At 33.6% G+C, this 22,911-nt stretch carries 21 protein-coding genes; 16 read left to right on the forward strand and 5 right to left on the reverse strand.

The features are described 5' to 3' along the window. The first annotated feature begins 292 nt into the window (after positions 1 to 292). The 9 genes from F8154_RS11640 (at position 293) to scpB (ending at position 10,688) form a co-directional block, all read left to right on the forward strand. Positions 293 to 1,465: a phosphopentomutase gene (locus tag F8154_RS11640; protein ID WP_151861795.1), complete on the forward strand. Its 1,173-nt coding sequence runs from the start codon at positions 293 to 295 to the stop codon at positions 1,463 to 1,465. Between the two features lie 13 nt (positions 1,466 to 1,478). After that, complete coding sequence (locus F8154_RS11645) at positions 1,479 to 2,297, forward strand: purine-nucleoside phosphorylase (protein WP_151861796.1); 819 nt, start codon at positions 1,479 to 1,481, stop codon at positions 2,295 to 2,297. Between the two features lie 13 nt (positions 2,298 to 2,310). Continuing rightward, complete coding sequence (locus F8154_RS11650) at positions 2,311 to 3,138, forward strand: purine-nucleoside phosphorylase (protein ID WP_151861797.1); 828 nt, start codon at positions 2,311 to 2,313, stop codon at positions 3,136 to 3,138. Beyond that, positions 3,138 to 4,466: a pyrimidine-nucleoside phosphorylase gene (locus tag F8154_RS11655; protein WP_151861798.1), complete on the forward strand. Its 1,329-nt coding sequence runs from the start codon at positions 3,138 to 3,140 to the stop codon at positions 4,464 to 4,466. Before F8154_RS11650 ends, F8154_RS11655 begins: the two co-directional genes overlap by 1 nt. Before the next feature lie 389 nt (positions 4,467 to 4,855). Further along, the gene (locus F8154_RS11660) at positions 4,856 to 6,016 is read left to right on the forward strand and encodes a D-alanyl-D-alanine carboxypeptidase family protein (protein WP_151861799.1); all 1,161 of its coding nucleotides are present in this window, start codon (positions 4,856 to 4,858) and stop codon (positions 6,014 to 6,016) included. Between the two features lie 116 nt (positions 6,017 to 6,132). Beyond that, a complete protein-coding gene (locus F8154_RS11665; protein ID WP_151861800.1) occupies positions 6,133 to 8,751 on the forward strand; it encodes a CBS domain-containing protein in 2,619 nt (872 codons plus the stop codon). Then, positions 8,744 to 9,361: a site-2 protease family protein gene (locus F8154_RS11670; RefSeq protein ID WP_151861801.1), complete on the forward strand. Its 618-nt coding sequence runs from the start codon at positions 8,744 to 8,746 to the stop codon at positions 9,359 to 9,361. The genes F8154_RS11665 and F8154_RS11670 overlap by 8 nt, the downstream gene beginning before the upstream one ends. Before the next feature lie 10 nt (positions 9,362 to 9,371). Continuing rightward, complete coding sequence (locus F8154_RS11675; RefSeq protein WP_151861802.1) at positions 9,372 to 10,109, forward strand: segregation and condensation protein A; 738 nt, start codon at positions 9,372 to 9,374, stop codon at positions 10,107 to 10,109. A gap of 21 nt (positions 10,110 to 10,130) precedes the next feature. Further along, the gene (gene scpB / locus F8154_RS11680; RefSeq protein ID WP_151861803.1) at positions 10,131 to 10,688 is read left to right on the forward strand and encodes an SMC-Scp complex subunit ScpB; all 558 of its coding nucleotides are present in this window, start codon (positions 10,131 to 10,133) and stop codon (positions 10,686 to 10,688) included. 68 nt (positions 10,689 to 10,756) lie between these two features. On the opposite strand, the gene speB is transcribed toward scpB, so the two are convergent. The 3 genes from speB to F8154_RS11695 all read right to left on the reverse strand — a co-directional run bounded on the left by speB (position 10,757) and on the right by F8154_RS11695 (position 13,115). After that, positions 10,757 to 11,605: an agmatinase gene (gene speB / locus F8154_RS11685; RefSeq protein WP_151861804.1), complete on the reverse strand. Its 849-nt coding sequence runs from the start codon at positions 11,603 to 11,605 to the stop codon at positions 10,757 to 10,759. Further along, on the reverse strand, positions 11,592 to 12,446 hold the full coding sequence (speE, locus tag F8154_RS11690; RefSeq protein ID WP_151861805.1) for a polyamine aminopropyltransferase: 855 nt from the start codon (positions 12,444 to 12,446) through the stop codon (positions 11,592 to 11,594). The genes speB and speE overlap by 14 nt, the downstream gene beginning before the upstream one ends. Positions 12,447 to 12,575: 129 nt before the next feature. Next, entirely contained in the window at positions 12,576 to 13,115 is a 540-nt protein-coding gene (locus F8154_RS11695; protein ID WP_151861806.1) for a helix-turn-helix domain-containing protein, read from the reverse strand. 183 nt (positions 13,116 to 13,298) lie between these two features. Between F8154_RS11695 and F8154_RS11700 the strand changes: the two genes are divergently transcribed. The 5 genes from F8154_RS11700 (at position 13,299) to F8154_RS11720 (ending at position 17,340) form a co-directional block, all read left to right on the forward strand. Continuing rightward, positions 13,299 to 13,943 (forward strand): DUF2953 domain-containing protein, encoded by a 645-nt coding sequence (locus F8154_RS11700; protein WP_151861807.1) that lies wholly within the window; start codon positions 13,299 to 13,301, stop codon positions 13,941 to 13,943. Positions 13,944 to 13,947: 4 nt separating this feature from the next. Then, positions 13,948 to 14,430, forward strand: a complete 483-nt coding sequence (gene ytfJ, locus F8154_RS11705) for a GerW family sporulation protein (RefSeq protein WP_151861808.1) — start codon at positions 13,948 to 13,950, stop codon at positions 14,428 to 14,430. Between the two features lie 179 nt (positions 14,431 to 14,609). Further along, positions 14,610 to 15,011, forward strand: a complete 402-nt coding sequence (locus F8154_RS11710) for a MazG nucleotide pyrophosphohydrolase domain-containing protein (protein ID WP_151861809.1) — start codon at positions 14,610 to 14,612, stop codon at positions 15,009 to 15,011. Between the two features lie 107 nt (positions 15,012 to 15,118). Then, on the forward strand, positions 15,119 to 16,231 hold the full coding sequence (locus F8154_RS11715; RefSeq protein ID WP_151861810.1) for a D-alanyl-D-alanine carboxypeptidase family protein: 1,113 nt from the start codon (positions 15,119 to 15,121) through the stop codon (positions 16,229 to 16,231). A gap of 155 nt (positions 16,232 to 16,386) precedes the next feature. Further along, positions 16,387 to 17,340 (forward strand): dipeptidase, encoded by a 954-nt coding sequence (locus tag F8154_RS11720; RefSeq protein ID WP_151861811.1) that lies wholly within the window; start codon positions 16,387 to 16,389, stop codon positions 17,338 to 17,340. Between the two features lie 10 nt (positions 17,341 to 17,350). Here the strand turns inward: F8154_RS11720 and F8154_RS11725 are convergent, their stop codons facing one another. Together F8154_RS11725 and F8154_RS11730 are read right to left on the reverse strand one after the other, a co-directional pair. Next, positions 17,351 to 19,726: a homocysteine S-methyltransferase family protein gene (locus F8154_RS11725; RefSeq protein ID WP_151861812.1), complete on the reverse strand. Its 2,376-nt coding sequence runs from the start codon at positions 19,724 to 19,726 to the stop codon at positions 17,351 to 17,353. A gap of 4 nt (positions 19,727 to 19,730) precedes the next feature. Then, positions 19,731 to 20,384 (reverse strand): hypothetical protein, encoded by a 654-nt coding sequence (locus F8154_RS11730; RefSeq protein WP_151861813.1) that lies wholly within the window; start codon positions 20,382 to 20,384, stop codon positions 19,731 to 19,733. Between the two features lie 141 nt (positions 20,385 to 20,525). Between F8154_RS11730 and F8154_RS11735 the strand changes: the two genes are divergently transcribed. Next, the gene (locus tag F8154_RS11735; RefSeq protein WP_151861814.1) at positions 20,526 to 21,461 is read left to right on the forward strand and encodes a sulfide/dihydroorotate dehydrogenase-like FAD/NAD-binding protein; all 936 of its coding nucleotides are present in this window, start codon (positions 20,526 to 20,528) and stop codon (positions 21,459 to 21,461) included. A gap of 15 nt (positions 21,462 to 21,476) precedes the next feature. Beyond that, positions 21,477 to 22,757 (forward strand): FAD-dependent oxidoreductase, encoded by a 1,281-nt coding sequence (locus F8154_RS11740; RefSeq protein ID WP_151861815.1) that lies wholly within the window; start codon positions 21,477 to 21,479, stop codon positions 22,755 to 22,757. The last annotated feature ends 154 nt before the right edge of the window (positions 22,758 to 22,911 follow it).

Below are 22,911 nucleotides of genomic sequence, written 5' to 3' on the forward strand. Positions count from 1 at the left end.
TAAGAGCTAAAAGTGAAAAGTTAAAAATGAAAAACTACAAAAGCAAGTAATAAGGAATAAGTAATAAGGAATAAGTAATAAGGAATAAGTAAGTAAAGAATCAAAACCATAAAACAAGATCAAGAATAAAAATTAAGAGTTAAGAGTTAAAAACATAATTGAAAATGGAAAATTGAAAATGGAAGATTGAAAAATAAAAGATAAACGAAAACCCAAAAGCGAATTGTAAAATCAAAGCATAAGATTTAAAAGTTAAAGTCAAAGGATGATACATGAAATGGAGGTTAATTGTATGGTTAATAGAGTAGTTCTATTTATTATGGATAGTGTTGGAATAGGGGAATTACCAGACGCGAAAGCCTTTGGTGATGTAGGTGCTAACACCTTAGGGAATATAGCAGAGGCCACTGGTGGACTAAATCTTCCCAACCTTCAGAAACTTGGGTTGGGCAATATAGATGATATCAAGGGAGTAGACAAAATTACTGAGCCTATAGGAGCCTATGGAAAAGCAATGGAGGTATCCAATGGAAAGGATACTACCATAGGTCATTGGGAGTTAGTTGGTCTGCATGTGAAAAAACCATTAAGAACCTATCCAGAAGGATTCCCTAAAGAGATTATTGATGAATTTGAAAGAAGGATAGGCAGAAAAACTTTAGGAAATAAGCCAGCCTCTGGAACAGTTATTATTGAGGAACTGGGTAAAGAGCATATGGAAACAGGCTATCCTATAGTATACACCTCAGCCGACAGTGTTTTCCAAATTGCAGCCCATGAGGATGTAATACCCTTAGATGAGCTATATAAAATGTGTCAAATAGCTAGAGAATTAATGATGGGTGACAATGCTGTTGCAAGAATTATTGCAAGACCATTTATAGGACAGCCTGGTGGGTTTTCGAGAACCTCCAATAGAAGGGATTACTCCTTAGATCCCTTTGGTAAAACAGTGTTGGATATTGCTAAGGAAGATGGCTTAGATGTTATTGGTATTGGGAAAATCGAAGATATTTTTAATGGAAGGGGAATTACAGAAGCCATTCACACAAAGGATAATATGGATGGGATAGACCAAACTATAAATTATTTAAATAGAGACAATAGGGGTATAATATTTACAAATTTAGTTGACTTTGATGCTAAATATGGTCATAGAAGGGATCCACATGGCTATAGGGCTGCATTGGAAGAAATGGATGCTAGAATTCCAGAAATACTAGAAAGCATGAAGGCTGATGATATTATTATATTTACAGCCGATCATGGAAATGATCCAACCTATAAAGGAACAGATCATACTAGGGAGTATATACCTATAGTTATTTATGGAAAGGCTGTAAGGGCTAATATAAACATAGGAATTAGAGAATCCTTTGCAGATATTGCTAAAACAATATCTGATCTATTGGAGATAGAAAGTACAGGAAATGGAAATAGCTTTAAGGAAATGATACTTAAATAAAGGAGTTGTAAATATGGATTTGTACACAAAAATTAATGAAGCCAGTAAGTACCTTAAATTAAAGTTAAAAGATGTACCAACGGTGGGCTTGGTATTAGGCTCTGGGCTAGGGGTGCTTGCTGATGATATACAAGAGCCCCAGTCGATCCCTTATAATGAAATACCTCATTTTCCAATATCTACTGTAGCTGGTCATGCAGGAGAATTGGTTTTTGGAAGACTAAAGGGTAAATTAGTGCTGGCAATGAAGGGTAGATTCCATTATTATGAAGGATATTCAATGGAGGAGGTAACCTTTCCTATTCGTGTAATGAAGGAGTTAGGTATAAATACGGTTATAGTAACAAATGCAGCAGGAGGAGCTAATAGAAGCTTTACACCAGGAGACCTTATGATAATTGAAGATCATATTAACTTTGCATTTGATAATCCTCTTATGGGAAGAAATGATGAAAGACTTGGAGTACGTTTTCCCGATATGTCCAACGCCTATGATAAGGAGTTAATTAAACTGGCAGAGGCTGTAGCCTCAAATATAGGCTTAAAGGTTCAAAAAGGTGTATATACCTTTTTTTCTGGTCCTACATATGAAACACCAGCAGAGATAAAAATGGCAGAAGTTTTAGGCTCAGATGCAGTTGGAATGTCTACTGTTCCAGAGGTTATGGCTGCTGTTCATGGAAAAATGAGGGTATTGGGTATATCCTGCATAAGCAATATGGCAGCTGGTATTTTACCACAGCCCCTTAGCCATGAAGAGGTTATTGAGACTACACAAAGGGTTAAAGAACAGTTTAAGACATACATTAAGGAAATACTTAAAAATTTATAAAGGAGATAAGGATATGGATAATATGTTAAATAAAATTAAAGAAGCTCAAGAGTTTTTATCAAATAGAATAAGTATAACACCAGAAATTGGACTAATACTGGGATCTGGCTTAGGGGATTTAGCAGATGAAATTCAAGATGCAACAGTTATTAATTATAAGGAAATACCAAATTTTCCTGAATCTACAGTTGAAGGACACGCTGGTGAGCTTGTAGTAGGTAAGCTTCAAGGGAAAAATGTTGTGGCAATGAAGGGCAGATTCCATTTCTATGAAGGCTATAGTATGAAGGAAGTAACTTTTCCAGTAAGGGTTATGGCTGCAATAGGGGTAAAGCTTCTTTTAGTTACAAATGCTTGTGGTGGTTTGAATCCAAAGCTTAGTGCAGGTAGCTTAATGATTATAAATGATCATATTAACTTTATGGGTACTAATCCTCTTATTGGCAAAAATGAAGCCGAATTAGGACCAAGATTCCCTGATATGTCAACCGCATATGATAAGGGTCTAATTGACCTTGCCCACAAAGTGGGAGAGGATCAGGGTATTACAACCCACGAAGGTGTTTACCTAGCAATAAGTGGACCTAATTATTTCTCTAAGGCAGAGCTAAGGATGATTATAACACTTGGAGCAGATACTATTGGAATGTCAACTGTACCAGAGGTTATCGTTGCAAGACACAGTAATTTAAAGGTGTTAGGAATATCCTGTGTAACAGATATGGCTATTCCAGATTCTCTTGAATCAATCAGCCATCAGCAGGTTATGGAAATGGCTAAAAAAACTAAGCCCAAATTCATTAGCTTAGTTAAAGGAATTGTTAACGAGGTGTCCTTATAATGGTAATGGTGGATTTAATTAAGAAGAAAAAGCAAGGCGAAGCCCTGACAAAGGAAGAGATATATTTCTTTGTAGAAGGATATACAAAGGGTAATATTCCTGATTATCAAGCATCAGCCCTATTAATGGCAATATACTTTCAAAAAATGAATCAAGAGGAAACTGCATATTTAACAGAAGCAATGATGAATTCAGGTAAAGCAATTGATCTATCAGCCATTGAAGGAATTAAGGTGGATAAGCATAGTACTGGTGGTGTTGGTGATAAAACCACCATTGCCTTGGGGGCGATGGTAGCTGCCTGTGGAGTACCTGTTGCCAAAATGTCTGGTAGAGGATTGGGTCATACAGGTGGCACTATAGATAAACTTGAAGCCTTCCCAGGCTTTTCTGTCGAGCTATCAATAGAAGATTTTATAAATAACGTTAATGACATAAAAATTGCAGTAGTGGGTCAATCCCATGATTTAGCACCAGCTGATAAAACCCTATATGCCCTAAGGGATGTAACAGCAACGGTTGATAATTTATCTTTAATTGCCAGCAGTATAATGTCTAAAAAATTAGCTGCTGGTGCAGATGCTATTGTATTAGACGTAAAGACGGGTAATGGTGCTTTTATGAAGAAAACAGAGGATTCCTTTAACCTAGCAAAGGAAATGGTTGAAATAGGCACCAGAATGAAGAGGGATACCATAGCTGTAATAACAGATATGGAACAGCCTCTAGGCTTTGCAGTTGGAAATAGCTTAGAGGTAAAGGAGGCAATTGACACTTTAAAGGGAAATGGACCAGCTGATTTTACAGAGCTATGCCTAACTCTAGGCTCATATATGCTATTACTGGCTAAAGCTGTTAAGGGAGTAGAAGAAGGTAGAGAAATGCTACAAAAAGTTATTAAAAATGGAAAGGCTTTAGAGACTCTAAAAACCTTTATAGAACGACAAGGTGGAGATGGCACCTATGTCCATAAGCCAGAGCTTTTACCAAAGGCAAAGCATGTTTATTACCTAAGGGCAAATGAAGAGGGCTATATACATGATATTCACGCAGAAACTGTTGGCTTAAGTGCTCTGCTTCTAGGAGCAGGCAGAGAAACAAAGGAAAGTATAATTGACTTAGCAGTAGGTATAGTCTTTAAATATAAGGTTGGGGATGAAGTGAAGGTAGGGGATTCATTGGCAGAGGTTCATTACAACCAGGAAGACAGGCTAAAGGATGCTATTGAAAAGCTGAAGTCTGCATATAGCATAAAAAAGAATAGACCTGTAGCTAGACCTTTAATTCATGGTATAGTAACAAGTGAAGTTGAAAAGAAGAAGATATAATTAAAAATTAAAAGTGAAAAGTGAAAAGTTAAAAGTTAAGAATTAAGAGTGAAGAGTTAAAAGTTAAGAGTTAAGAGTGAAGAGTGAAGAGTTAAGAACCTTAAAATCAATTAGTAATAAGTAATAAGGAATAGGTAATAAGTAATAAGGAATAGGTAATAAGGAATAGGTAATAAGGAATAAGGAAGAAGGAATAAAGAATAAGGAATGAGTAATGAAAAACCCAAGACCAAATTGAAAATTTAAATCAAGTATTTATACAACCAGTGGGAACTTGTTTTCTTGCTGGTTTAATTTATTCCATTTCTAGGTATTATTAGCTTTGTATAACTCCTTTAATTGATGGAAAACATAAGTATAAAGCAATGAAGGAGGAATTAAAAGAGATTATGAAATGGAAAAAATGTGTTTTTAGCTTTGCTGTTATTTTTACATTAATAGCTTCGTTATCTTTAATTAATGTTTCCGCAGAAGTACCCTTTGAAATTAATGCTAAATCAGCCATTCTTATGGATCAATCTACAGGTAAAATCCTTTACGAGAAAAATATTCATGAGGCTCTACCACCAGCAAGTGTAACAAAAATAATGACAATGCTACTGGCTATGGAGGCTATTGATAATGAAAGAATAGCTTTAGAGGATGAGGTTGTAATAAGTGAGTATGCTTCAAGTATGGGGGGAACACAGCTATATCTTGAACCAGGAGAGATTAAGACGGTAGAAGAGCTAATGAAGGGTATAGCTATCAGGTCTGCAAATGATGCCTCGGTAGCCATTGGTGAGCACATAGCTGGAACAGAAGAGATGTTTGTACAAATGATGAATGACAGAGCTAAGGAATTAGGCATGGAAAACACTAATTTTATAAACAGTAATGGACTACCTGCTGAGGGTCATGCAACATCTGCCTATGATATAGCTTTAATGTCTAGAGAGCTGCTTAAGCATGATGGTGTTAAGGGTTGGCTAACAACCTGGATGGATACAGTAATTGTAGGTAGAAAACAATCCCAACAGCAATTGGTTAATACGAATAGATTAATTAGATTCTACGATGGAGCAACTGGAGTTAAAACAGGCTATACAACAGATGCAAAGCATTGTTTATCTGCCTCTGCCACCCGTGGAAATAACTCCTTTATAGCTGTTGTTATGGCATCACCTTCTTCACAGATACGCTTCGAAGAAGCTTCAAAGCTATTGGATTATGGGTTTGCAAATTATAATACTGTTGACATAGTTAAAAAGAATACCTCCGTAGGGAAAATACCAGTTCATAAGGGTAAGGCTATGGAAATAGATGGTGTTGTTTTAGAGGATTTAAAGGTATTGGTTAATAAAGGTGATGAGGATAAGGTTAATAAGGAGGTAATATTACCTAAATACCTTGAAGCGCCATTAATTAAAGGAGAAAAAATAGGTGAGGTTATAATAACTATTGATGGGGCTGAGGTCAATAGGGTAGATATAGTAACACCAGAGGAAGTTAAAAAAGCTTCTATATTTAATATTTTAGTAAGGATGTTTAAGGGTTTTACAGGGAACTGAAGGAGATATTTAAGTAAACTTTTAGATTAAGGGTAGTGCAAATTGTACTACTCTTTTTGATATGGTATAATGAAGAATGGTAAAAAACTAAAAGTTTATATAGAGGACGTGGTTTAATGAGGGCTATTATTAGCCATCAAAATTTAGATTTTGATGGTCTTGCCAGTATGGTTGCATGTTCAAAATTATATCCTAACTCCAGCATGTTCTTTACTGGTAAAATTAGTGAAGAGGTTAAGCGGTTTGTCTCATTATACAAAAATGTTTTACCTATAAAACAAGCAGGAAAGCTCAGCTTAGACGAAGTTCAAGAATTGTTTATTGTAGATGTTAATACATCAAATCGAATTGGAAAGTTTAAAGACCTTATACATAAATCTGTACCTATTACAATAATAGATCATCACACAATAAATACTAATTCTATTGATAGGGCTACAAAAACAATATTACCCTATGGTGCCTGTACTACTATACTTGTTAAAGAAATAGAGGAAAAGAATGTTACAATATCAGAATTTGAGGCAACATTATTTGCACTAGGCATTTACTCTGATACAAACTGCTTAACATTTACCAATACCATCTATCAAGATGCAGAAGCAGTGGCTTTTCTACTTAAAAATGGTGCTAATTTATTGATTGTAAATGAGTTTTTAAGTGTTAATTTAGACGAAGAACAGGATCAGCTATTTACTTCACTTCTAGTAAATTTGGAAACTTTAGATATAAAGGGGTATGAAGTTTCTTTAGCAGTATTTAAGGGAGATAGCTTCATTGGTGACTTAGGGACAATGTGCGAAAAAATAATGGAAATAAAATCCTCAGATGCAGTACTTCTTATAGTTGAAATGGAAAACCGTTGTTATATTGTGGGTAGAAGCTCCGCAGATGAAATTAACATTCCTTATTTACTTGAGGATTTTGGAGGAGCAGGACACCCTAAGGCTGGCTCTGCTACAATAAAGGGTGGAAATATTAATGATATAAAAAGCTCTATGTTAAATATTTTAAATGACAAAATAAAGCCTCAGTTGGTGGCTAAAGAAATCATGAGTCACCCAGTAAAAACAGTTTTTGAAGAAATGACTGTTGAAGAGGTAAATAAAATAATGTTCAGATATGGTCATACAGGTATGCCTGTGGTTAAGGATAATCAATTAATTGGAATAATATCAAGAACAGATATCGACAAGGCTATAATACATGGCTTAGCCCACGCACCAGTAAAGGGCTTTATGACTAGAAACGTAAAAACTATTGATTTAAATACCACCATATCAGAGATTAATGAGTTATTAATTAAGCACAATATTGGTCGCTTACCCGTAGTTGATAATGGCAAAATAGTTGGAATAGTAACTAGAACAGATGCACTAAAGGTTCTATACGGAAAAAATGTACCTAAATGGTACAAAAAAACCTATAATGATGTTATTGAGGATAAAGATTGCAAGGAGCTATTGAAGAAGCTTCCGAAGGAAATATATGATATATTAGATAAGGCTGGCGATGTAGGAGATAGGCTAAATGAAAAGGTTTATGTTGTAGGGGGATTTGTTAGGGATCTATTTTTAAATGTAGAAAACTGGGATATTGACTTAGTTGTAGAAGGTGATGGCATTGCCTTTGCGATAGAGCTAAACAAAGAATTAAAGGGTAATACCAAGCTTTATAAGGAATTTGGAACAGGAATGCTAGAGCTTGAAAATGGTAAAACAATTGATATAGTAACTGCCCGAAGAGAATACTATGAGTATCCTGCAGCCTTGCCCAAAGTAGAGAAAAGCACAATCTGGAGTGATCTGTTTAGGAGAGACTTTACTATTAACTGTATGGCAATTCAGCTTAATAAAGATAATCAAGGAAAGCTAATTGATTATTTTGGAGGCTTTACAGATTTAAAGAATAAAAGAATTAGAGTCTTATATAATCTAAGCTTTATTGAGGATCCTACTCGTATTTTTAGGGCAATTAGATTTTTAGCTAGATACAATTTTTCTTTAGATGAAGAAACGAAAAGCTTTATGGAGCAGGCACTAGGGGAAAATATGCTAAGTAAGCTTAGTAATGATCGCATTAAGGAAGAATTGGTGTATATTTTAAAGGAAAAAAGCCTAAGCGAAAGCCTTAGGCTGATGCAGGACTTAAGAATATTGAGTTCAATTAATAATAATTTAAATATATCTAATGAAATAATAGATAAGATTAATAGTATTAAATCATATCAAGACCAATTTAAGGATATTTTTAAAGATATAAATATTGTATTAGTTAAAGTAATGATATTATTAAGTGAGGTAGAGGCTGAGGCTATTAATGGGCTTTTAGATTTATTCTGTGTTAACAAGGAGATTAGAAGTAAAATCTATAATGGCCTTATATCTAAGTCTAAGGTATATGAGCTTTTAGTCGAGGAGGATTTAGATAAGTATTGCCTGTATCAAAGCCTACACACACTTTCAAGGGAGGCAATATTATTTTATTATATTGACAGTGATAATGCCTACATACGTCACTATTTAATGTTTTATACTTTAAACCTACAGAATAAAAATATTAGTATAACAGGAGAAGATTTAAAACAGCTAAATATTAAACCTGGACCCATTTATAAGGATATTCTTGACTATGTTTTAGAGGCTAAGATTAAAGGATTAGTGTACTCATATGAGGATGAGCTTGCATTAGCAAAAAAACATTATAAGGCCTTGAAAGGAGAAAAAAATGTTTGATTTAAGCAGGATAGTTTTAACATTACCAGGTATTCTAGTTGCAATTACTTTACATGAATTTGCCCACGCCTATACGGCTTACCTACTTGGAGATCCAACCTCTAAGCATTATGGAAGGTTAACCATAAACCCCATTTCTCATATAGATGTTTTTGGGTTCTTAATGTTAATGCTGGCTGGCTTTGGTTGGGCGAAACCTGTACCTATAAATCCCAATTACTTTAAAAAAAGGAAGTTAGGGACTTTGTTGGTTTCAATTGCAGGTCCAGCTACCAATATATTACTAGCATTAATATTTACCATATTATTAGGGCTTCAGCTAAGAAATGGTGGTAATTCCTTAGTTATTAGTATTATTGAATACTCTATATTTATTAATATAGGTTTGGCAATTTTCAACTTATTGCCCATACCTCCATTAGATGGTTCAAAGGTTCTATTGGCTTTCTTACCAGATAGATTTGAGAATTATTACTATCAATATCAAAAATACTCTCATGTTTTATTGCTGCTTCTATTGGTCTTTAATGGTATTGATTTAATATTAACACCTATAATGAACTGGTCTGTAAATAATATTGTTGTAAGATTGTTGTACTTAATTTATTAAGGAGGGCGCTATGTCTTATAAAATAAAGGTACAAGCCTTTGAGGGTCCCTTTGATTTACTGTTTCATTTGATTGAGAAAAACGAGATAGATATATATGATATTCCAATCAGCGAGATTACTGTCCAGTATATACAGTATATTAAAGCAATGCAGGAAATTGATCTAAATGTAACAAGCGAGTTTTTAGTTATGGTGGCAACCCTATTGGAGATAAAGTCTAAAATGCTATTACCTGTTGAGAAGAAGGTAGATGAACAACTGGAATTTGAAGAGGTTGATCCTAGAAATGAACTAGTTAGAAGGCTTTTAGAATACAAAAAATATAAGTATGTTGCTGATGCCCTTAAAAGTAAAGGGGACTTATCCAGCAAGCTGTTTTTTAAGCCAAGGGAAGAAATCATCTTTGATATAGATGATAGCAGCAATCTACTGGAGGAAATGGATATGAATAAGCTTATCTTAGCATTTAATAAGGTGTTGAAAAATCATGGTTCAGGTAGTGTTAATGTGAATCTTCGCAAAATGGAGAGGGAAACATTTACTATAGAGGAAAAAATAAATGCTATATTAAATACATTATCTACTAAGGCAAAGGTGACCTTTAATCATTTGTTTTTAAAGCTTAGTAGTAGAAATGAGGTTATAACAACGTTTTTAGCATTGCTTGAGTTAATTAGAATGAAAAAGGTGGGTGTAAAGCAGAGCAACTGCTTTAGTGAAATATTAATAGAAATAAAGAGTAATTGATATTAATGGGGTGTCATAAAAATGAATGTTGAATATATAAAAGCTATAATCGAAGCTGTTTTGTTTGCTTGGTCTGATCCAATATCAATTAAAGAAATAAGCAAGGTTATAGACCTAGATTTAAAAACTACTGAAAGAATTATTGCATCAATGATTGACGAGTTTAATTTTACAAAAAGAGGAATTCAAATTATAAGAATGAATGATTATGTACAACTGGCAACAAAACCAGAGCATCATCAGTACATCCAAAAGCTATTAGAACCAAAGCAAAACAAAGGACTTACTCAAGCTACACTTGAAACCTTAGCTATTATAGCCTATAAGCAGCCTATACCTAAAAGCGAAATAGAGGGTATAAGGGGGGTTAAATGTGATAGGGCATTAAGTACCCTTATAGAAAAGGAGTTAATAGAGGAGAAGGGGAGATTAGAAAAAACAGGCAGGCCAATAATTTATGGTACTACATTAGTATTTTTAAAAACCTTTGGATTAAACTCTTTAAACGATTTACCTCCTATCAGTGAGTTTCAACTACTTACTGAAGATGAAGAGGATATTAAGGATCTATTTAATTGATATATACTATAAATAGGCATAAATAATAAGAAATCCACCTAACAAAAGCAAGGTGGATTTTAAGCCTACTACAAAACTAACAATAGCTCTCTTATGATTTTTGAAGCAACTGCTGTTGAAACACCAGTTGGATCATAATCCGGTGAAAGCTCAACAACATCTGCACCCACTATATTTAAGGATGATATAAGACTTATAATTTTCATCATATCAACAAAGCTTATTCCACCTGGCTCAGGAGTTCCTGTTCCTGGGAAAATTGAGGGGTCTAATATGTCTAGATCTATAGTTACATATACAGGTTTATCCTTTATGCTATTTATAACAGCCTCAAGCTTAGAAAAACCAAACTTTTCTAAGAAGGTATGACCTGAAGCTGCCCATTCAAACTCTTTCTTAAGACCTGATCTTATTCCAAATTGATAAATTCGTCCATCACCAACAATATCCCAAATATTTCTTATTACAGTTGCGTGAGAATATTTTTCTCCCATGTAATCCTCACGTAAATCTGTATGGGCATCGAAGTGAAGCACTACAAGATCATTATACTTTTCTAATACCCCTTCTACAGCAGGTAGGGTTACCAAATGCTCCCCACCAATCATAAAGGGTTTTTTATCATTTTTCACTATATCTACAGTAAACTCTTTAATTCCTTTAAGGACTAGGTCTCTATTACCAAAGGCAAGATTTAAATCACCAGCATCATGAACCCTATAATCATCAATATCCCTGTCTAAATAGGGGCTATAGGTTTCTAAGCCATAGGAATCTATCCTAATTCTACTGGCTGCAAAGCGTGAACCTGGTCTAAATGAGCTGGTGCCATCGTAGGGGGCACCAAATAAAACAACCTCAGATTCCTTAAAGCTTGACTCACATCCTAAAAATTGATACTTATTAAATAGCTCCATTCTCTATATACTCCTTTACATAGGTTGGTAATGCGAAGGCTCCTAAATGCAGCTCTGTATTGTAGTACCTTGTAGTTAAATTAAGCCTATTCCATTCTTGTGGCTTAAAGTCCTTAGTGGGATGAAGGGCTTTTGAGGCAAAGCCAAATAACCAATATCCAGATGGATAGGTAGGTATTTGGGCCTGGTATACTTCTACTATAGGAAATATTTTCTTTAGCTTTTCATTGGCCCTAACAGCTTCCTTAGCAAATTCCTCATATACAGGGCTTTCATTTTGATTAACTAATATACCATTTTCAGTAAGTGCATTAAAGCAGTCTGTATAAAATTCTGATGTAAAGAGTCCTTCGCCGGGTCCTACAGGATCAGTGGAGTCAATTATAATTAAATCATATAAATTAGACTTACCCTTCATGTATGCTACTCCATCCTCATAATAAAGAGAAAGCTTGGGATTATTTAATTCATTAGAGATAGTAGGGAAAAACTCCTTCGCCACATCACATACCATTTTATCTATCTCTACCATATCAACATGGTCTATACCTTTATAACGCAGCAATTCTCTTGCTGTACCTCCATCTCCACCACCAATAATTAGTGCTTTTTTTATAGATGGGTTAACTGCCATAGGAATATGAACTATCATGTCATGATAAATAAATTCATCCTTTTCTGTAACCATAACAAGACCATCTAAGGTCATCAATCTACCATATTCATATGTATCAAATACATCTACCCTTTGAAATTCACTTTCTCCAGAAAAAAGCTGTTCTTTTACCTTTAAAGATAGTCTTACATTAGCAGTTTGCTCTTCAGAATACCAAAGCTCCATTATATTTCCTCCCTGTAACAGTCTTATATTATTAGTCTTATATTATTAGTCTTACCATATTTAAATCAATATTATAAAGAAAAGGGTATCTTTACTAGTAAATTATCCTTTTAATATGTAATTGTAATACTAAAAGGAGGGTGGTGTAGATACCCAAAGGACTTCAGCTTTTTTATTACTGGTATTTTCAATATAATGTCTTTGATTTGACATAAAATAAAAGCTCTCACCCTTTTTAATTTTTAATCTCTTTTTACCCAAATAAAGATTAATTACTCCCTTTAATACAAAGCCGAACTCTTCACCCTTATGGGGCTCTTCAATATTGCTTGAGCCGTTGGGGGCTAGCTCCAACAAAATAGGCTCCATTGCATTTTTTTGTGCATTAGGAATTAACCAGAATAATGTGTTTTTAAGCTCTTCATTGTGGGACTCATAGATATCCTCTCTAGTAAAGACTATTTTATCCTGTACCTCTTCATTAAAAAATTTCTTAACATCAGTTCCCAATGCTTCTAAAATATCCATCAATGTAGCAATAGAGGGTGAAGTGATATTTCTTTCAATTTTAGAAATAAAGCCCTTAGTTAGATCAGAACGATGTGCAAGCTCCTCTTGAGTTAATTCATTTAAAATCCTTAGCCTCTTTATTTTTTCGCCAATATCCAATCTATCACCTCACTTACAAATATAAATTTACTTACAGTAAACTTATTGTTTACCTATATTAAATATAATCAAATTAAAAAAAATGTCAATACCTTTATTATATACTAATTTATATTATAGCATCATGTGTCTATTTTAATAAAAACTGGAAAGAATAGTAATATAATAATGATAGGGTGATTTATGTTGGCTTATGTTTATTTTATAATAATTGTTATTATGCTATTCTTAGCTGTAATAACCTTTACTAATATCAATATTAGAATTCAATTTTTAAAAAAGAATGAAAGAAAAGAAATTGTAGTAGACATAAAGCTATTATATGGTCTTTTAAAATATCGCATAGAAATTCCATTAGTTGAATTAATAAGTGGTGATAGACTATATAGCTTTATTGAGTTGAACTCTAAACTTGAGGTTGCTAATAGTGATGTAGTTAAGAAGCCATCTGAGTCTTTTTTCAATTACAATGAAATGAAGTTAATTTATAATAAAGCTAAAAAAATATATGAGAAATATATAGTAGTTAAAAAGTATATATTTAAGAGAATAAAAATAGTAAACTTTAATTGGGAAACTGAATTGGGTACAGACGATGCTGCCATAACTGGCTTTGCTACAGGTTTAGCATGGGTTTTTAAAGCAAATGCTATTAATTATTTAAAAAGAAATTTTTTTTTAAATGATTTTAATATAAATATCACCCCTGCCTATGGAATTGAAAAATTAGATACATCACTTGACTGTATAATTAAGCTAAAAATAGGCTATATTATTATTGTAGGATTTAAAATCATAATAATAACATTAAAAAATAGAGGATGGTGATAAATTGAACGAACATCCAATAGAATCCTTAATGAAAACAACAATGGAGAGTATTAAAGAAATGGTAGATGTGAACACCATTGTTGGAGATGCAGTAGAAACTCCTGATGGAACTGTAATTATACCTATTTCTAAGGTATCATTTGGATTTGCATCTGGTGGTGGCGATTATTCAATGGAGAAAAAGGAAGATGGGAAAGGCCAGCAGCAAAATAGTGAAAATGATGGAAGTAGCAAAAAAGCTAATGGAGGTAAGTTTCCCTTTGCAGGTGGTGCAGGTGCTGGTGTATCAGTTCAACCTGTAGCCTTCATGGTTGTTGGAAACGGTCAAATGCGTTTAATGCCAGTTGATCAAAGGGCAAATATGATAGACAGTATAATTAATATGACTCCAACAATGATAAACAATCTTCAAAAAATGTTAAATGGTTCTGGTAAAAAGCATAAAAAACATGATGAAGATAACGAGTCTATTACTTATGAATAGAGGGCATACTCCCTCTATTATTTTTGCACTAAACTCATGATTCCTAGCTTCCTTCTGTAGTATTTAAAAATATTATAACAAAAATTTTACTATTCATTTAAGGCTTAGGTTTGTACTTAATGGGTATAAATTGTATAATATTATATATAAGTATACACACAGATTTGGAGGGGTGAATTATGGATATCAAAAATGCTATAGAGTTAATATGGAATAATAGAAAATATAGTACCAATGATCCCAAAACTGCCATTAGTCACTTGAATGAAGAAGTTGCAGAATCCTTAAAGGCCCTAATGAAGAATGACCTAGACAAAGCCAAAAGAGAGCTACAGGATGCAATGTCTTGTTTGTTTATAGCATTAAAGGTATTAGATGTTGATCCTGAGGAGGCTGTAAGAAATCAAGTTGAACAGATGAAGAAGAGAAATAATAAAACTATGATTTTAAAAAATGATAAGGTGGAAATTTATGTAGACGGTGTATTAAAGGGTGGCTGGTCCATATGGAGTAAAGAGGATGTTAAAGAAGCAGAGAAGCTAGCTAAGGAATTTGGCTGTACCTTTACAAGAGAAGAATAATATAGCTTTAAACAAGTAATTTAAGGTTACTTGTTTTTTTGTATATATAAGGGTATTCAATGGTAATAATAAAGTGAAGCAAATAATCAATTAAAAGAGGTGCAGCTATGAAAAAAGTAACTTTATTTATTTTTATTATTATGCTATTGTTAACATCTGTTATATATGCAAGTGAGGACACAATTACAACAAGTGGAAAAGCGTCTATTGTAATAGATTCTGCAACTGGACGTATATTGTACAAAAACAATGCCAATGAAAAAATGCCTATGGCAAGCACTACAAAAATTATGACAGCTCTTTTGGCTATAGAAAACTCCCACTTAGACTATGTGGTTAAGGTACCATATGAAGCACAAGGCATAGAAGGCTCATCTATATACCTAAAAAGTGATGAAGAAATGAAGATGATAGACCTACTATATGGATTAATGCTACGCTCGGGAAATGATGCAGCCACTGCTATAGCAATTGAGCTTGGGGGCTCTGTTGAAAAGTTTTCAGAACTGATGAATAAAAGAGCAAAGGAGCTAGGTGCTACCAATACAAACTTTATGAATCCTCATGGATTACATCATAATCAGCATTACACAACAGCCCATGATCTTGCACTAATAACAAAGGCCGCCTTAAATGAACCTATTTTTAAGGAAATTGTTAAAGCTAAGCTACACGTTGCCGACAGAGATATTAATCAATACTTTTCAAATAAAAATAAGTTTTTACGCCTTTGTGAGGGAGGGGACGGAGTAAAAATAGGATACACAAAAAAAGCTGGTAGATGCTTAGTAGCCTCAGCCACACGAGAGGAAATGCAGTTTATTGCCGTTACCCTTAATGATCCCAATTGGTTTAACACAGCAAAGGAGCTAATAGACAAATGCTTCAATAATTATACTGCCTTTGTTCAACATGAAAAGGGGGCTATATTAGAAACAGTACCGGTTATAGAGGGTAAAGCATCAGAAATTCAATTAGTAGCTTCTAAAAAGGTTATTATCCCATTACTGACGGATGAGGAAGGAAAGCTATCATCAGTTATGGAAGTGCCTGATGAAATTGAGGCACCAATAATTAAGGGGCAAAAAATTGGTAAGGTTTATACCTACTTAAATAAACAGCTTCTTGATGTAACAGACTTAGTTGCTAATGATAATATAGAAGTATTGACATTTAAGGATAAGCTTCTTAGATTTTTTAAATTAAGTAGTAATAAATAATGATACGCCCTAGAGAACAAAAGAGGATGCTATATTAGGCATGTTTCTTAATATGTTCTCTTTTTTATATATAACTTAAAAGCTTATAATAATACAGGAGATATAAGCTTTAAATAGAATATAGTATTATGGATGGTAGACTTAGGAGGGGTTGTATGGAAGTAATTGATTTGCATTGCGATACAATATATAGATTATACATGGATAAAAACAAATATGGACTAAAGGAAAATCCCTATCACATTGACATAGGAAAGCTTATTAAGGGAAACTCTATTGCACAGTTTTTTGCCTTATATATTGACCTACTAAAGGCAAAGGAGCTGAACCATAGACCATATGAAGCAGCAAATAAATTGTTGAAGCTATTTTGTAGTGAGGTAGAAAAAAATTCAGATGTAATAGGTATAGCAAAAAATTATTTGGAGCTAGAGGAAAATATAAGGAAGGGCAAACTTTCTGGATTTTTAACTATAGAAGAGGGTGGTGCTATTGAAGGAAGCATAGAATATTTAAGAAACTTTTATAATGAAGGTGTAAGATTAATTACATTAACCTGGAATTATCCCAATGAAATTGGCTATCCAAATTATTATGAAGAATTTAGTGACAAGGGGCTTACCCCCTTTGGTATAGAGGTTGTAGAGGAAATGAATAGACTGGGTATGCTGGTGGATGTATCACATTTATCAGATGGAGGATTTTATGATGTATTAAAATATTCTAAAAAACCAATTGTTGCATCCCATTCTAATGCTAGAGCTATTAAAAATCATTCAAGAAACCTTACAGACCACATGATTAAAGAGCTAGCTGAAAAGGGGGGAGTTATGGGGATTAACTTTTGTGTAGATTTTCTTAGTAATGGCAATATAAGTAGAGTAGAGGATATGGTAAAGCATATTAAGCATATATATAACATTGGTGGTATTGATGTTATTGGCCTTGGCAGTGATTTTGATGGTATTGATTGTAGTCTTGAAATAAAAGACTTCAGCCAGATGGATAAGCTTATATATGCATTAAGAAAAAATGGATTTACAGAAGGGGAGGTTGAGAAAATCTGTAATGGCAACATTAAAAGAATTATAAAGGATGTTCTTAAATAATCACATCCCCTTATAATTCATGGAAAGGATGTAACTTAAAGTGTTTTTGTGCAATTTTCACACCATCCCTAGCATCCTTTGCATAGTAATCAGCACCTATCCCTTTAGCATAGTATTCATTTAAAACTGCTCCACCAACCATAATTCTACAGTTTATATTATGCTCCTTTAGCCTTATTATGGTTTCCTCCATACTCTTTACTGTTGTTGTCATTAATGCACTTAAACCTATTAGCTCTATATCCTCACTTTTAACTAACCTTAATATTTCTTCGGAATCCACATCTTTACCTAAATCTATTACTTGAAAGCCATAGTTCTCTAAAAGCACCTTAACAATATTTTTACCAATATCGTGTATATCTCCTTTAACGGTGGCAAGAAGTATTTTATTGCTTTTCCCTTTAATTAAAGTTTCTGGTAGCTGCTGCTTTATAACTGAAAAGGCTTGATTTACTGCTTCAGCCGACTGTATCAATTGTGGAAGAAATATTTTTCCCTTTTCATATTCATAACCTACTATTTCTAGGGCAGATATAAGGTGATTATCAATAATATCCATTGGGCCTTCTGTAATTAAAAGCTCCCTAGTTTTTTTCTTGGCATCACCCTTTAAGCCTTTTATTATAGTCTCCCTTAAGCTTTGGTCTTTAGTATCTTCAACATAGGTATTAACTGGCTTATTATTAAAGCTATCAATATAAGCAGCTGCCTTTTTATCATAGTTCCATAAAACATTAAAGGCTTTAATGGCATTACTTATTTCTTTACATAGGGGATCGACTATTGGAGCATCTAACCCAGCTGTAAGTGCCATTTTTAAAAAGGTTGAGTTTAATATTTCTCTATTGGGTAAACCATAGGATACATTGCTTATTCCTAAAGTAGTTTTAACACCAAGCTTCTCTTTAATTAGTTGAATGGCTTTTATTGTCTCCTTAACAGCCTCCTGCTGAGCTGAGGCAGTAAGGGCTAGGGTATCAATAATTATGTCCTCCCTTGATATTCCATAGGCTTCACCAGTAGCTATTATTTTTTTAGCTATTTCATATCTTTCCTCAGCCTTTAGTGGAATACCTTTTTCATCTAAGGTTAAAGCTATTATTAAAGCTCCATACTTCTTAGCAATTGGAAAAATAGTCTCCATAGCTTCTCTTTTACCATTAACAGAATTAATAATTGGCTTACCATTATATATTCTCACAGCCGCCTCAATAACCTCTGGCTCCATACTGTCAATTTGTAATGGAGTTTGGATTAGGGCTTGTATTTCCGTTATAATCTTTACCATTATATCCTTTTCATTAATATCCGGCATACCAGCATTTACATCTATAATGCTGGCACCAGCCTCCTTCTGCTTTATAGCCTCTAAAGCAATATAATCTATATCTTCCTTCCTTAATGCCTCCATAATTGTAGCTTTTCCTGTGGGGTTAATTCTTTCACCAACTACTGTTATACCTTTACCTATTATTTCAGTTTTGAAGCCTGATGCTGCTGTAGTTATTTTTTCAACTTTTCTGGCAACTGGTTTAATTGTATTTAATACTCCTTTTACCTCCCTAATAAATTCTGGAGTAGTACCACAACAGCCACCAAATATAGAAACACCCATTTCAGCAATAGACCTAATACTTGCTGCAAAGCTAGAAGGTGTAACCTTATAAATGGTGCTACAATCTTTAATCTCTGGCATACCTGCATTAGGCTGTACCATAATTGGTATCTTTGAGTATTTAATAAAATCATTAAGCTGTGGAATTATTTCCTTTGGGCCTAGTGAGCAGTTTATTCCCAATACATTTACCCCAAGCCCCTGTAAAACTGTTACGATGGTTAATGGATCGGTTCCTGTAAGTGTTCTTCCATCTTCTTGTAGGGTCATAGTGCAGAATATAGGTAGTGTTGAGTTTTCCTTAGCAGCTAATACAGCTGCCTTTGCTTCATATATATCAGATATAGTTTCTATTAGTATAATATCTGCCCCTTCAGCATATCCAATTTTAACTTCCTCAGAAAAAATATTATAGGCCTCTTGAAAGGATAGGGTTCCATAGGGCTTCATAAGCTGACCTATAGGTCCAATTCCTAAAGCAACTAACTTCCCCCCAGCAGCCCTACGGGCAATTTTAACAGCACTGGATATAATATTCTTAAGGGTATAATTACTATTTTTTAGTTTATATGAATTGGCTCCAAAGGTATTGGTGGTAATAATATTGCTGCCGGCTTCAATGTATTCCCTATGGATTTTTTCAATAATCTCTGGATATAAAATATTATAAGCCTCTGGTAGTTCACCAAGCTTTAAACCATTTTTCTGTAGCATGGTTCCCATTGCACCATCAAATAATAACCAGTCAGTATAATCTATGCTACTCATAAATTCACTCCTTATATTCACAATTAGAAATATTACAGCTTTTACAGCCTGTTTTGAAGCAGCTAATGGCTTTATCCTTATAAAGACCAATAACTGCTGTAACAGATTTACGAGGTATAAGTATATGACTTGGGGAAACTGTCACACCGATACATCTCTCTGTATTTAATAATAGTGCCATATCCCTCTGACTTTCTATTGGAAAATCACCATAGCCAGGACTATATCTACCTGTTAATTGAAGGTCTTTTGTAATAGAAGAGTTTAAAAGCTCCATTTCAATTTCATCTAATACCCCTTCAATTAAGGCAGTGCCACATGCATCTAATATTAAAGCCTTTGTTATGTTTATCTTGGAATTATATATAATAGCCCTTTCAAAATCAATACCTAAGGTGGCGGCTATTAGAATACATTTTTCTGAATTATTTAGATGTCTATAAATGTCATTCCCAAATAAATATATATCACTATTTTCTAATAAAACTCCTTTTTTATCAAAGGAAATATTAAAAGCCCTATAGGTATATTTATAGCCTCTATTCTTTAGCTCTATTGCCTCCTTTAGGGTGGAATCTATTAAATTATTAATATTTTCATCTAAAGGCTGATTTTTATAAGCAAGATACCTTAAAACTTCACTTTTTAATTTATTCATTATACACCTCACAGGTTATTATCAGCTAATTTTATTATACTTTATAACCCGAAGTCAAATAAAGAAAACATAGTAACAATTAAGCTCTAATTTAAATATGCTGATATTAAGGTGTGTAGAAGGAAAGGAGTGAGGCTTCATATGAATATTGAGGGTGATCAATGTATTGATGCAGGTAGTGAATATTGTCCCTGCTATTTAGCAGAGATGAATAGCTGTATAACCTGCTCTCGCCTAAGGGGAAAGGATTATTGTGATTGTAACTGGCCAGGCCTTTGTATTTACCAAGAGTTTCATTTTTTAAATCAAAAGAAAAAAAACATTAGAGAGGCTAGAGAAACACTTATAATTGATAAGGAAATTATAGAAAAAAATATTATTATTTTCACATTAGAAGTACCCCATAGTTTAGCACGACAGCTTAAACAGCCGGGTTCTTACATCTTTATACGTAATAAAGATTTAGAAGGCTTTTTTGATATACCTATATCAATAATGGATGCAAATGAACATAGTAATTATATAAAGATTGCTGTTGAAATCCAGGGAGTAAAAACACAGGCCATTAAGGAAGTAAATGACTCTCTGTTAATAAGGGGTCCATATTGGAATGGTATTTTTGGCTTAGAAAATTTAAAAAAGGCAAAAGGTAAAAGCTGTCTTATTATAGCCAGAGGTATAGCCCAAGCTCCTGCAATTCTAACAATAAAGCATCTACTCCACAATAATAATATAATTGATGTAATTGTTGACAAAGCTTCATCTAATATAAACCTTATTAGTGAATATACAATGGCTAATCTTCTTGAAGATGATATTAATTTTTATAGTAGGGAAGGGCAGGAAAAAATAAATCTTTTCTTATCCATGAAAAAATACGATTTAGTGTTTATTGGTGGTTCAGACTATCTTCAAAAAAACCTATTTAAGAATTTAAATTTAAGTGAAATGAAAATAGTAGTAACAAACAACAATGAATTATGCTGTGGTGAAGGAATTTGTGGTGCTTGTGTTGTTTATGACGCTGGAGGAATTCCTATTCGCTCCTGTAAAACTCAAGTTAACTATAAGAAGTAAGGAGGAGGATTACTTTTGACTAAGGTAGTAATTATTGGTGGGGGTTGGGCTGGATGTGCTGCAGCTATAACTGCCAAAAAAGCAGGTGCAGATGTTTACCTTTATGAACGAACCGACATGCTACTAGGCTTAGGTAATGTTGGTGGTATTATGAGAAATAATGGAAGATATACTGCAGCAGAGGAATGTATATTGTTAGGTGCCCATGAGCTATTTAGAATAACCGATGAATGCTCAAGACATAAAAATATAAGCTTTCCTGGTCATCAGCACGCTAGCCTATATGATGTAAATATAATAGAGCCTAGAGTAAAAAGCCTTGTTCTTTCTATGGGTATTAATTTGTTTCTACAGCATAGAATAACAGATGTTGAAATGAAGGAACAAAGAATAACAGGTGTTAGGCTACAAAATAAACAAATTATAGAAGGAGATATTTTTATTGAAACTACAGGCTCCACAGGACCTATGGGAAATTGCTTAAAGTACGGTAATGGGTGTGCCATGTGTGTTTTAAGATGTCCTTCCTTTGGTCCTAGGGTTAGCTTAAGTCAAAAATCAGGAGTAGAGGATATACTGGGGCAACGGGCAAATGGGTCATATGGTGCCTTTAGTGGCTCCTGTAAGCTCAATAAGGATTCTTTGTCTAAAGAAATTGTAAATGAGCTGAATAAAAAGGGTGTTTATATACTTGCAATTCCTAAAGAAGAGATAACCTTTGAGAAATTAGACATGAAGGTTTGTCAACAATATGCATTGAAGGAGTATGCTGAAAATTTAATTCTTTTAGATACAGGTCATGCAAAGCTAATGGCACCATTTTATCCTTTAGAAAAGCTAAGGAAATTTAAAGGCTTTGAAAATGTCCGTTACGAAGATCCCTATGCAGGGGGAATGGGAAACTCCATTAGATATTTATCTATTGCACCAAGAAGTAATACAATGAAGGTAAACAATATAGATAATTTAATGTGTGCAGGCGAAAAGGCAGGACTATTTGTTGGTCATACAGAAGCTATAGTTACCGGAAGCTTAGCAGGTCATAATAGTGTAAGACTAAGCTTAGGAATGCCATTACTAGAATTACCAAGATTACTGACTTCAGGAGATTTAATTGCCCATGCTAATGAAGAAATTTTAAAGGAAGAGGGTTTAAAGAAAAGATATACCTTTGCAGGCTCCAACTATTTTAAACGAATGAAGGAATTAGACCTATATACTACAGATGTTGATGTAATTAAAAATAAATTACAGCGTATAAATCTTTTAAACATTTATCAAGATAAGCTAATATAAAAAATAGTTGTAAAAAGCCCTTATTTTCCCTAAAAAATAAGGGTTCTATTTTTTGAAAAAAGTGATATAATAAAAACATAACAGAACATACGTTCTTGAAACATTCAACATTGCTTTTATAATTGTTTTAACACTTAAATGAAAATTTAAATTC

It is taken from the genome of Alkaliphilus pronyensis (assembly GCF_009017275.1).
GTDB lineage: Bacteria > Bacillota > Clostridia > Peptostreptococcales > Natronincolaceae > Alkaliphilus_C > Alkaliphilus_C pronyensis.